General features: G+C 66.2%; 13 protein-coding genes. 7 read left to right on the forward strand and 6 right to left on the reverse strand.

The genetic code is table 11. From position 1 onward, the window contains the following. The 4 genes from AC1DTF_RS30680 to AC1DTF_RS30695 form a co-directional block, all read right to left on the reverse strand. On the reverse strand, positions 1-292 hold a 292-nt coding region (locus AC1DTF_RS30680; protein ID WP_477476785.1), incomplete at its 3' end, for an Ada metal-binding domain-containing protein. Positions 293-409: 117 nt separating this feature from the next. Continuing rightward, positions 410-1,213, reverse strand: coding sequence for an SDR family oxidoreductase (locus AC1DTF_RS30685; RefSeq protein ID WP_477476786.1), 804 nt, complete (start codon positions 1,211-1,213; stop codon positions 410-412). A gap of 70 nt (positions 1,214-1,283) precedes the next feature. After that, on the reverse strand, positions 1,284-2,156 hold the full coding sequence (locus AC1DTF_RS30690; RefSeq protein WP_477476787.1) for a lysophospholipid acyltransferase family protein: 873 nt from the start codon (positions 2,154-2,156) through the stop codon (positions 1,284-1,286). Beyond that, positions 2,153-2,965, reverse strand: coding sequence for a class I SAM-dependent methyltransferase (locus AC1DTF_RS30695; RefSeq protein WP_477476788.1), 813 nt, complete (start codon positions 2,963-2,965; stop codon positions 2,153-2,155). Before AC1DTF_RS30695 ends, AC1DTF_RS30690 begins: the two co-directional genes overlap by 4 nt. Before the next feature lie 82 nt (positions 2,966-3,047). On the opposite strand from AC1DTF_RS30695, the gene AC1DTF_RS30700 reads away from it, so the two are divergent. Together AC1DTF_RS30700 and AC1DTF_RS30705 are read left to right on the forward strand one after the other, a co-directional pair. Further along, positions 3,048-3,614, forward strand: a complete 567-nt coding sequence (locus AC1DTF_RS30700; RefSeq protein WP_477476789.1) for a TetR/AcrR family transcriptional regulator — start codon at positions 3,048-3,050, stop codon at positions 3,612-3,614. A 16-nt stretch (positions 3,615-3,630) separates the two neighbouring features. Continuing rightward, entirely contained in the window at positions 3,631-4,572 is a 942-nt protein-coding gene (locus tag AC1DTF_RS30705; protein ID WP_477476790.1) for an SDR family oxidoreductase, read from the forward strand. A 54-nt stretch (positions 4,573-4,626) separates the two neighbouring features. Here the strand turns inward: AC1DTF_RS30705 and AC1DTF_RS30710 are convergent, their stop codons facing one another. Then, positions 4,627-5,220 carry a TetR/AcrR family transcriptional regulator gene (locus AC1DTF_RS30710; RefSeq protein WP_477476791.1) on the reverse strand — a complete coding sequence of 198 codons (594 nt, stop codon included), beginning with the start codon at positions 5,218-5,220 and terminating at the stop codon, positions 4,627-4,629. Between the two features lie 122 nt (positions 5,221-5,342). Between AC1DTF_RS30710 and AC1DTF_RS30715 the strand changes: the two genes are divergently transcribed. The 5 genes from AC1DTF_RS30715 (at position 5,343) to glsA (ending at position 10,359) form a co-directional block, all read left to right on the forward strand. Continuing rightward, positions 5,343-5,519, forward strand: coding sequence for an NAD-binding protein (locus AC1DTF_RS30715; protein ID WP_477476792.1), 177 nt, complete (start codon positions 5,343-5,345; stop codon positions 5,517-5,519). Then, positions 5,512-6,369, forward strand: coding sequence for a Rossmann-fold NAD(P)-binding domain-containing protein (locus AC1DTF_RS30720; protein ID WP_477476793.1), 858 nt, complete (start codon positions 5,512-5,514; stop codon positions 6,367-6,369). The genes AC1DTF_RS30715 and AC1DTF_RS30720 overlap by 8 nt, the downstream gene beginning before the upstream one ends. Before the next feature lie 91 nt (positions 6,370-6,460). Next, the gene (locus tag AC1DTF_RS30725) at positions 6,461-7,126 is read left to right on the forward strand and encodes a DedA family protein (RefSeq protein WP_477476794.1); all 666 of its coding nucleotides are present in this window, start codon (positions 6,461-6,463) and stop codon (positions 7,124-7,126) included. Positions 7,127-7,161: 35 nt separating this feature from the next. After that, positions 7,162-9,051, forward strand: coding sequence for a hypothetical protein (locus AC1DTF_RS30730; RefSeq protein ID WP_477476795.1), 1,890 nt, complete (start codon positions 7,162-7,164; stop codon positions 9,049-9,051). Between the two features lie 15 nt (positions 9,052-9,066). Next, positions 9,067-10,359 (forward strand): glutaminase A, encoded by a 1,293-nt coding sequence (gene glsA, locus AC1DTF_RS30735; RefSeq protein ID WP_477476796.1) that lies wholly within the window; start codon positions 9,067-9,069, stop codon positions 10,357-10,359. Here glsA and AC1DTF_RS30740 read toward each other — a convergent pair. After that, the coding region (locus AC1DTF_RS30740) for an adenylate/guanylate cyclase domain-containing protein (RefSeq protein ID WP_477476797.1) at positions 10,348-11,881 on the reverse strand (1,534 nt) is incomplete at its 5' end. The genes glsA and AC1DTF_RS30740 overlap by 12 nt on opposite strands.

Raw genomic sequence — 11,881 nt, forward strand, 5'->3', positions numbered from 1 at the left:
CGGTGCCGTCGGYAATCAGCCGCATCGCCCGCGCCACCACATCGCCGCGCACATTCCACTCCGGGGAGCCGGGCGACGCGTCCGGACGACAGCGCTTACAGGCCCGGAACCCGGCCTTCTGGGCCGCTGCGGCCGTCGGATAGAACGCCATGTTCTGTGCCAGCGGTGGACGTACCGGGCAGCTCGGCCGGCAATAGATCCCGGTGCTGAGCACGGCGGTCACGAACCAGCCGTCGAACCGGGCGTCCTTGGACTGGACCGCCCGGTAGCAGCTGTCGAAATCGTCGTGCATGCCTTCACCTTTACACCCGCGCACCGACATCACTGGCGGAAAAGCGACATCGATGTGGCACTCATGTGACCAGCACGGGCCTGGTATCCGCTCTCGTCGCAGGTCGTCAGCACGCTGTCAGGCCGGGCGGCCGGCGGTTGACCCTGCGTCGACTGCCAGGTCAGCCCCGGTGACAAATCTGCTCTCATCGGACGCCAGGTACAGCGCACAGTAAGCGACATCGATCGGTTCGATGGGGTCGTCCAGAAGGTTGACCCACTTCGTGACGTAGTCGCGGGCGGCCTGGGGTATCGCGCTGGTACCGGGAGTCTCGATGAAGCCCGGTGTGATCGCATTGACCCGCACGCGATGTGGCGCGCCCTCGGCAGCGAGTTGGCGTGTCAAAGCAAGTACACCGCCTTTGGCTGCACCGTGGGCGGCGAAACCGAAGGCCTGCAGGCCGATTGAGCCCACACTCGAGGCGATATTGATGACGCTGCCGCCGTTCTCGAGGAGCGCGGGCCACGCCGCCGATGTCACAGTGAACACGATCTCGAGTTCGTTGGAGATCGTGAAGCGCCATTGGTCGAGGGTCATTTCACTGAAAGGTGCGACGGCGGCCGCTGAGGCGTTGTTGTAGAGGACATCGATGCCGCCCAGAGTCGAGATGGAGTTCTGCACCCATCGGCGTGCAGCAGTGGGTTCGGCCAGGTCGATGTCGTGGCCTTCCGCCGACAGGCCTTGCGCGGACAGCACTGCGGCGGTGGCCGCGGCGGCGCCGGGACGGACATCACAGCCGATCACGTGCGCCCCGTGGTTGCAGAAGAGTTCCTGTGCGACCGCGCCCTGACCTCCGCCCGTCCCGGTGATGAGGACTCGCTTGCCGGCGAGACGACCGTCGTGAGCGACGGCGGTGCTGAGCGTTGGTGCTTTATCAGGCATGTTTCCTCGCATGTGCTGTAGCTATCGAGCTGGGGCGGGCGGAAGGAGCTGGATTCGAAGCGATTTGGGATCAGGCCTCATGGCGATCGGTTGATGGCATGGCGGCGTTGCGCCACTCGAGCGGATTCAGTTCACGGTAGGGGTCGCTGCTGCGGAGCTCTTGGAGATCGGTCAGGATCTGCTCCAGTGACCGTTGAGTGTCCTCTTTGACGGTGCTGACCCATTCTTCTTCGGCGACGTGTGCGGGCCTGGTTGCGTCGATCGGGGTGCCGAAGCGCAGATACATCCGCTGCGGCCGGGGGATCAGAGTGGGTCCGATCCCGCGCATGAGCGGCATTGCCATGTCGGAGCGGCCCGACAGTCGTGTCGAGAGGCTCTGACTCAATCGTCCCCATCGCCCCGCGCGCGTCGTCATGATCCGGTACATGTCGTCTCCGCCGACGAGCCCGACGGGCACGATGGGATAGTTGTATTCGACTGCCAGGCGCGCGAATCCGGTTCTGCCCTGCCAGCGCAGGGTGTACTCCTCGCCCTTGAACTTGGCGATCTCGCGGCCGCCTCCCGGGAAAACGAGAATGGGTTCGTCATGAACCATCAGCTCGCGGGCGGTTTCCGGGGCTCCGACGACGGCGCCGGCAGCGGCGAGTAGATCGCCGGGAAGCCCGCCCATGCGGCCGAAGTTCCTGTCGGCAAGGGGACGCACTCGGCGACCTATCGCGCGCCTGACCAGCAACGGGATCAACAGGCCTTCGGCGCTCACCTGGGTGTGGTTGCCCACCAACAGGAATCGCCCATCGCGTGGCGAGTGTTGCAGCCCGTCGACATAGGGCCGGCAAAGGTCGACGAGCGGTACGACCCCGTCGGCGACGGACTCCACCATGTGGCGCAACGCCCGGACCCGTCCCGGTTGATTCATGATCACATCGATGTTCGTACCGTTCATGACTGGTGAGACTCCGGCCGGGAGAACACCAACGAGGTCGGTTTGGGGCCGAACCGCATTGCCGTCGGCAGGAACTCGATATGCATCTGCGGGTCGGCCGCTTTGCCGAGCGCGACGAACGCCGAATGGCTGTAGGCGCGCAGCGCACTGATGAAACCGTCGTGCATGATGTGCCGAAACGACGGTCGGGCCAACACCGCGACAGCCGCCACTGGCGCCACGATGACCTGCGTGAGAACCAGTCCCAGCGGGGACGGACGCTTGAGGTCGATCACCAGAAACCGCCTGCCCACCCTGGTTGCTTCGGCGACCGCGCGAACGGCGGTTGCCGGCGGCAGATGATGAAAGGCCTGTGCGAACACGACCAGGTCGTAAGAGTTGTCCTCGGCGGCGATGGCGGTGGCGTCGACCACCTGGGTGCGCGCCCGAGGATGGGCGCCGAGTTCACCATTGGCGATGTTGGCAACCGAGGCCGGATCCAAGTCGCTGACCGTCACGGTCGCGGTGCGATGCAACTCGAGAATCTTGGCCGACAGCTTGCCATGCCCCGCACCGAGTTCGAGGACGCGCGGGTTGGGGATATCTGCCACCAGTTCCAGAGCCATGCGGGCATGCTTCTCGTGCTGGCCGGTCCACGAGCCCATTCGATCCAGCGCCGAGATCACCGTCTGCTTCACCTCATCAGGGATGTCGTAGCGGTCGGTGTACTCCAGCGCGTCGGTCTGCAACCGGCGATCCAGCCACGAGGCGGTTGGACCGCCGCGCGGCATCTGCGCAACCGATGGATCTACCGCCATCGCTTCACTCATCGTCTACTCCTTGCGGTCGTCGAACCATGCCCTTGGTGCCACCGTACCGAACGAACGAGTTCGTTTGGTATATGATTTCGCTGTGAGAAGTACGATCGAGTTACGTCACGTGATCTTGGCCGCCGCCCGGGCGGAGTTCGCCCAGTACGGATTGGCCGGGGCGCGCATCGACCGCATCGCACGCACCGCACAGGCCAGCAAGGAACGCATCTACGCGCATTTCCGCGACAAGGAGACCTTGTTTCGCGAGGTGCTAATGGCCGACAGCACCGAGTTTTTCGAGGCGATCAGCTTGCGCCGAGGGACCGTCCCCGACTTCGTCGGCGACGTGTACGACGTGGCGCGCGGCCACCCCGAGCACCTTCGCATGATCACGTGGGCGCGACTGGAGGGCTTTGCGCTCGACGAGCCCCGTGCCGATGGTCAGCCTGTCTTCGCCGATACCCTTGCCGCGATCGAAGCGGCCCAGGCGACCGGACATGTGGACCGGGTCTGGGAACCTGCGGATCTGATTGCGCTACTGATCGGGATCGGCCTGGCGTGGGCGAACTCGCCGCACCCCGATTCGTTGACCGCCGACCCCGCCATGATAGCGCGCCGCCGTGCCGCCGCCGTCGAAGCTGCCACGCGGATCATCGCAACCCACTGATGGACAAGGAGTTTCGATGCCCGTGCACGAGACCGCGGTCACTGTTCCCGATCTCGGCGGAAGGCTCGCTGTGGTCACCGGCTCCACCTCTGGTGTCGGGCTGGGTCTGGCCACCCGGCTCGCCGGCGCCGGCGCGGAGGTGATCATGGCGATCCGCAACCGCACCAAGGGCGAACGTGCTGTCACCCACATCCGCGCGACCGTGCCCGATGCCAAGCTGATCATCAAAGAACTCGACCTGGCGTCGCTGCCCAGCGTTTCGGCGCTTGGGGAGGAGCTCAATGACGAGGGTCGGCCGATCGACCTCTTGGTCAACAACGCCGCCGTGATCGCACATCGCGAGCGCGCCACCACCCCCGACGGATTCGAACTGCAATTCGCCACGAACCATCTCGGCCACTTCGCGCTTGCCGGACTTCTTCTGCCGCTGCTGAGGGCCGCGCCGTCACCACGGGTTGTCACTGTCAGCGCCATGGCCGCCCGGCGCGCCCGGATTCAGTTCAGCGACTTGCAGTTCGAGCATGGTTATTCGCCGATGCGCGCCTACGGTCAATCGAAACTCGCGAATCTGATCTTCGCCCGGGAGCTGAACCGGCGCAGCCGCGAAGCCGGGTGGGGCGTGTTGTCCAACGCCGCGCATCCCGGTATGTCGAAGCCCGATCCGTCGTTCAGCGGGCAGGAGCCAACCGAGCCCTTGGGTGAGCGGTTCATGCAGGTTGGTCAGAGGCTCCTGCCGTTCATGTGGCAGGAGATGTCTGAAGGCATCAAACCCGCGCTGTATGCAGCAACGTCCCCGGAGGCTGCGGGCGGCGCCTTCTATGGCCCGCATGGGTTTTTGGAGGCGGCGGGTGGCGGCGTGCAGGAAGCGAAGACCCCGGCCCATGCCGAGAGCGTGGCCGACGCCCGTCAGTTATGGGAGATCTCGGAACAACTCACCGGAGTGACGTATCCGGAGTAGAACTGAGGCAATTCTCGGACAAGTTCCGTGTGACATCACGTCGAATTCGAAGAGCTACACGTCGCCGGCAATGGCGCGGACGCCGGCCAGCACCACGCGGACGATCCGCTCGACATCTGCCCGGGTCACCGGCCGCATGCCACGGTTGGCGATCAGATGTACCGGACCGGAGATCATCTCGCCGAGAAAGGCGCTGTCGACCGGGGGGAGCTCGCCACGAGCGACGGCTGTGTCCACCCGTTGCTGCATGGCGGCCACCCGCCGGTCCAGGACCTTGGTGAGCGCCGCCACGGTGGAGTGATGTCGGGCCGGCTGGAGGGCTTGTGCGAGTGTCCTTCCGAACGGTGTCTCCAGCGCACGTGCCAGGGCCAGGAGATAGTCGGCCAGGTCCTGTTCGATGTCTCCCGTGTCGGCGATGGACGCGAGATCCTCGGCGTAGTGAATCAGGGATTCGACCACCAGCGCCTCGCGGTCGGGCCAGTTCCGGTAGACGCTGGTCTTGTTCACGCCGGCGGATTCGGCGACATCCTCATAGCGGAAGTGTGCGATGCCGTCGCGGGCAACGAGTTCTGCTGTCGCAGCGAGGATCTGGTTCCGGACTCGGGCATTGCGGCCACCGGGGCGGCGCGCGGCCGGCTCGTCGGCCATTGTCCCACCCTCTTGTTGTCCGGTGTTGATGGTTGCCACCCGTGGCGTTGCGGTGCAACCCGCGAGCGGTTAGCCTTCATATTAAAGCAATTAGTTGTTGCTTTAACGATCGGAGTGCAGCGGTGCGGATTCTCATTTCGGGTGCGAGCGTGGCCGGGCTGGCCTGCGCGCRCCAACTGGGCTCCCGCGGCCACGACGTCACCGTCGTGGAGAGTGCCGACCAACTGCGCGCAGCGGGCACGCCGGTCGACATTCGCGGTCATGCCATCGAGACGGCGGCCAAGATGGGGTGTGCTTGACAGCATCCGGCAGCGCCGCGTCCGGATGTCGGAGAATGCCCACTTCGTCGACAGTCGCGGCGAAGCGGTGGCCCGGGTTCCGTTGGCAGAGATCAATGACACCGCGGACGACATCGAAGTGCTGCGCGGCGACCTCGTGCAGATCCTCGCAGGGGATCTGCCGGACACCGTTGTGGTCCGCTTCGGCGACCGGGTCCGGACGCTGCTGGACCATGAGAGCGGCGTCGACGTCCGATTCGCCTCCGGCCGCACCGGACGCTATGACGTCGTCATCGGCGCCGACGGCCAGCACTCCGCAGTCCGCAGGCTGGTTTTCGGCCCCGACGCGGAGTGTCTAGCGCACCTCGGTGCGTACTTCGCCCTCGCGGCCCTACCCGGCGGCGCACAAACCGATTGTGCCGACGTCATTTTCAACGTCCCCGGACGGATGGTGGGCTGTTTCCGATACGCGGAGAAGTCCGTCGCCGTTTTTCAGTTCCGGTCGGCGGTGATCAGTCACGACCACCGTGATCTGGCCGCACAGAAGCGAATTCTCATCGAGGCGTTCGACGGTCACCGGTCGTGGCGTATCCCGGAAGCGCCGGACYGGCAGGGTACGGTCGCCGGTCTGGTGTCGGTCGTCCTCGCCCTCGGCTCGGTGTTGGTCAATTTCGCCGGGACCGAGATCCTCAAGGCGCACCGCAGCCCGGACATCCCGGCCGGTGGCTCGGCGGTCAGCACCGCGGCGGGCGTCCACCTCTACGTGGTGATGGCCGGACTGCTGTTCGTCATGGCGGCAGCCCCGGTGACCGTGCTGGTAAAGAAGTGGCGTCGATGTGTGGCTCAGGTGACTGGCGGGAAACCAACCTGAGGGCCTCCTCAGCGGCCCTCGGACACACTGGAGTCATCGCTCGGGCGCACGTCGCCCCGCAATCCGGTACGACCTAAGGAGTAGCTGCACCATGACCTCGCCCGATGAGGCCAACCAGCTCGGCGGTGCGGCGGGATGGGCAGTCGACCTGATGGAGACGATGGGCGGTCCGGGAGCGGGCCTGGCCATCTTCGTCGAGAACCTCTTCCCGCCGATCCCCAGTGAGGTGATCCTGCCGATGGCGGGCTTCGCCGCTCAGCTCGGCGAACTGTCGGTGCTCAGTGCGATCGTCTGGACCACCGCAGGCTCGGTACTCGGTGCGTGGATGTTGTACGCACTGGGCGCCTGGCTGGGGCATGACCGCATCCGTCACATCGTGTCCCGGATGCCGCTGATGGACGGTGGGGACGTCGACAAGACCAGGGACTGGTTCGCACAGCATGGCAACAAGGCGGTCTTCTTCGGCCGGATGCTGCCGCTCTTTCGCAGCTTCATCTCCATCCCGGCCGGAATCGAACGGATGAACTTCGCGGTGTTCACCGCGCTGACGCTGCTGGGCAGCCTGATCTGGAACTCGGTCTTCGTGCTGGCCGGCTACCTGTTGGGCGCCAACTGGCACCGGATCGAGCCCTACGGGTCTGCACTCCAATACCTTGTGCTCACCGCCGTGATCATCGGTGTGGGCTGGTTCATCCGTGCGCGGCTGACACGCCGCTCCGGTTCGGATCGCGCTGGGGATTTCTCACCCGCGAAGTAGGCGGCCGCTGCTATAACCGTCATGGAGGTGCAGCGATGCCCGGTGGTGCGGTTTTCATAGGACGGGTCGGCGCGCTGGCGGTGGCGCTCGGCATCGGAGCCACCGTCGCCTCGGGAGTCGCATCGGCGGACACCGGCGACAAGGGCTCGTCCCCAGGTGCCTCGAGCAGCTCGGATGCGGACTCGTCGAGCACGTCGTCACCCCGGCGTGAAGCCACACCGTCGGCACCGCACCGCAAGACGGGTCTGCGGACATCCCGCACGGTGCGCACGCAGGCGGCGCCGCAACGTTCCGAGCCCGACGAGACGCCCAAGCCGGCCGTCCGCGCGACCACCGAACCCGAAACGGAACTGAAGTCGGCGCCGGCACCGGCAGCCGCGGACACCCGATCCTCGGATCTCCCGGACGAACCCGCCGGGCACCCGGCAGCGCTTGCCGTCCTGGCCGCGGCCCGTCGGGAAGTCGGACACGACGTGCAGACCGCGTTGACCTCGGTGGCGGACAGTCAGACAACCAGCGCGGTGGCCCCGGTCAGCCCGCTGGGCACCCCGGATCAGCTGCGCGCCGAGAAGCTGGCCAAGCGGATCGCCAACTCGCTGCCGGTGAAACTGGTGAAGCTGGTGCTGCGGTCCGGGTTCACCTGGGCCGCAGAACGGCAGTTCGACCGGGTCAACGGCCCGGATCAGGAGAACATCGACCGCCTCAACGCCGCGGTCGACGCCTACGCGATGGCATCGGCGTTCCAGCAGCAGCTGCTGAACTCCAACAAACCCACCGTGGTGATGCAGGTCGCCCCGCCGCACACCTGGTACGGCCAGAACGTCGGGGCATCCCGGATCCTGTACGACAACCCCGACACCATCTATCGCTTCATGGGCGTCAACGGGGCGTCCTCGTACGTGATCACCGGTAAGTTCGCCGACCTGGCCAACCTGCCCGCCGACACCACCTTCAGTGTGCTGACCGGCCTGACCGGCACCACCGCCGCGGTGCTGACCAAGGACCAGCTGGTCATCGGGGATGACGGCACCTTCACCATCACTTTGGACAAGACAGCGGCCAACGGACGCCCGAACCATTTGCAGCTCACCGCGGACACCACGATCGTCGCCACCCGGAACACCCTGTCGGACTGGGCAAATCAGCAGCCGATGAGCCTGGAGATCACCCGGGTGGGCGGGCCGCCCAACAGCCTGTTCAGCCAGCTCGGCGGTTTCGCCATCCCCGGCATCGGTCCGGCCGTGGTGCGCAGCAAGCTGCTGACCGCGCTGGTCTCGTTGGTGCCCCCGCTGCCGTTCGTGCCGCCGGTGCTCAGAGGGGCGGTGACGGCGATCATCATGGCCCTGGGTGTCCAGCGTGAGGCGCAGTACATGGCCGTCGCCACCACCGACCCGGCCACCGGCGACCTGATCGAACCCAATGTGCTGAAGAACCCCACTCGCAATGCGGAATTCCTTGCGACGCAATTGCAGAGCGCCGGGTACTTCCAGCTCGCCGAAGACGAAGCGCTGGTCATCACGATCGACCGTGCGGGCGCGGGATACTTCATCGTTCCCGTCACCGATGACTGGACCGTCACGAAGGACTACTGGAACGAGCAGACCAGTCTCAACAACGTCCAGTCGATCGCCGATGACCCTGACGACACGACCTACACCATCGTCGTCTCGCCCAGTGATCCCGGCGTCGCGAACTGGGTGTCCACCGGCGGCCTCAACCAGGGCACCATCTCGATCCGCTTCCAGGACATCGACCCCGCTGTGACTCAACTGCCGACGGTCAGCGCCCGCGTCGTGCCGCTGAGCGAACTGGCTTCGGCACTGCCGTCGAACACCCAGTACGTCACGGCGGCACAGCGGGCCGCCCAGATCGCCACCCGCAAGGCGGGATTCGACAACCGGTTCGCCCCCTATCCACAGCCATAGCGCTACTGTGCAGGCGTGTCCCACCAGGTACAGCGCTACCTCGACCAGATCCGCGGCGAGCTCATCGGCGTCGGCGACGGTGAGCTGGCCGACTATATCCCCGAACTCGCGCGGGTAGACCCGAACGGCTTCGGACTCGCGCTGTCGTCGGCGGACGGATTCGTCTACGAATCCGGTGACGCTGCACTCGAATTCACCATCCAGTCGATATCGAAACCGTTCACCTACGCACTGGCGCTGGACAGGTCCGGGCCCGATGCGGTGGACGCGAAGATCGGGGTGGAGCCCTCGGGTGAGGCGTTCAACGAGATCAGTGTGGACCGGTCCACCAAACGGCCGAAGAACCCGATGATCAACGCGGGTGCCATCGCGGCTGTGTCGCTGGTCCCGGCGTCCTCGGCGGACGAGCGCTTCGCCCTCATCCAGGACTATTACTCGGCGTTCGCCGGCCGCCGACTCGAACTCGACGCCCAGGTGTACGCCTCGGAGAAGGCGACCGGCGACCGTAACCGCGCCATCGCCTACATGCTGGCCAGTTTCGGTGTCCTCGAAGGCGATCCCGACGAGGTGCTCGATGTGTACTTCCGGCAGTGTTCGTTGAAGGTGACCGCGACCGACCTGGCCCGGATGGCGGCGACGCTGGCGCGCAACGGCGTGAATCCGCTGACCGGCCGACGCGTCACCGATGCCGCGGTGGTGCGCCGCACCCTGTCGGTCATGGTGACCTGCGGCATGTACGACGCGGCGGGGGACTGGGTGAGCGCGGTCGGCATGCCCGCCAAGAGCGGGGTCGGCGGGGGCATCCTGGCGGTGCTGCCCGGCCAACTCGGCATCGGCACCTACTCGCCGCTGCTCGATGCGAAGGGCAACAGCGTTCGGTCAGTGCTGTTGTGCCGCAGGCTCTCCGAGGAACTCGGGCTGCACTTCCTGACGGTGTCGAGGGATTCGCGAGCCACCCTGCGGGCCGTCTATGAACCGCGTGACAACATCCGCGTCTACGAGACCCACGGCGACCTGCTGTTCTGCGGCGCCGAACAAGTGGTGCGCACCGTCGACCGGGGCTGTGCGGACTTCGTGGTCGGGATCCTCGACGTATCGCGGGCCGACGATATCGACGATGCGGCCAAGGCGCTGCTGTCCGGGATGAGCACCGCATTGCACGATCGCGGCAAGGCGGGGTTCATCGTCGACCCGGACCGACTGGTGATCGGGGAGGGTTCGGAGTTCGAGAACGTCCGCTACACCACGGTGGAGGACGCGGTGGATGCCGCCTCGACGTTCATCCGTGGGCAACTCTCAGACAGGTAGCGCCAACCGGGTCGGCTGATCCAGGCCGCGCAGGTTCACCTGCTCGCCCAACGACCAATGGGCGCGTTCGGTTTCGCCGGCGTTGGCCAGGGTGTCCGATGAGGCCACCAGATGCCCGGGAACGGACTTCGCGTATTCGCAGAGCCGGGCCGCCTCGTTGACCGGTTCCCCGATCACGGTGTACTCGAAGCGTTCCTTGGCCCCGACGTTGCCCGCCACCACCTGGCCGGCAGCCACCCCGATGCCGGCGTCGAGTTCGGGCACCTCGATGCGCAGCCGCGCCGCCATCGCCCGGGCGGCCGAAAGGGCTTCCTCATCGGCGTTGTCCAGCGACACCGGTGCGCCGAACACTGCGAGTACGGCATCGCCCTCGAATTTGTTGACGAAGCCGTGGTGCTTGTCCACCTCGTCGACGATGACGGCGAAGAACCGGTTCAGCAGTTCGACGACCTCGACGGCGGGCCTGCTGGTGACCAGCGCGGTGGAGCCGATGACGTCGATGAAGATGACCGCGGCGTGCCGCTCTTCGCCGCCCAGTTCGGGCTGCTCCTTCTCGGCCAGCAGGGCGACCTCGCGGCCGACGTGGCGGCCGAACAGGTCACGCACCCGTTCGCGTTCCCGCAGACCGGCGACCATCGAGTTGAAACCTCGTTGCAGCTGGCCCAATTCGGTGCCGTCGAAGACCACCAGGTTGGTATCCAGATCGCCCTCCTCGACGCGGTTGAGCGCCGAGCGCACCACCCGCACCGGGGTGGCGGTCAACCAGGCCAGGATCCACATCAGGATGAATCCGAAGGCCAGCGCGAAGAGCGCGAGAATCATCACCGCCACCGCGAACTGGGTGGGCGACACGATCTGCACCGAGAGCGTGATGATGGCGGCCAGCAGGATGCCCAGCACCGGCACGCCGGAACCCAGTGCCCACACCGTGAGCGTGCGGCCCATGATGCCGGGCGCGAAACGGCGTGGGGGAGGTCCCACCTCCAGGGCCTGGGCGGCGACGGGGCGCAGCGCGAACTCGGTGAACAGATAGCAACTCGCCGAGACGACGATGCCGGGAAAGCTGATGCCGAGCAGGACCTTTGGGATGTAGTTGGAGTTCTGCAGGCCGTAGAGCACGGTCAGCACGATGGTGCCGCCGCCCCACAGCGCGAGCAGCACGCGGCTCAGGCGCCACGGCGCGAAGAAGGTGTTGCGCTGGTCCCTGGGCGTCGGTTCGCGTTCCTCGATGGCCCACCGGACATTGTTGATGACGCGGTTGGTGGCCCAGATGACGCCCACCACGAAGGCCAGCACGATGTAGGCAGGCGCCACCGCGAACGTGATCCACAGGACCTCGGAGTCGAAGACACTGGGCACCGGGAAGGTGACCGTGACGACCAGGCATGCCACCACCACCCCGATCAGGTTCGCGCCCAGGACAACCGTGGTGAGAATCGTCTGGATGCGCACGCGGCGGCGCTGCTGACTCTCCGAGACGCGCCCCAGGATCCACGAGCCGTACTCCGAGGTGTCGGTGACG

It is taken from the genome of Mycobacterium sp. P4_H6 (genome assembly GCF_056400845.1).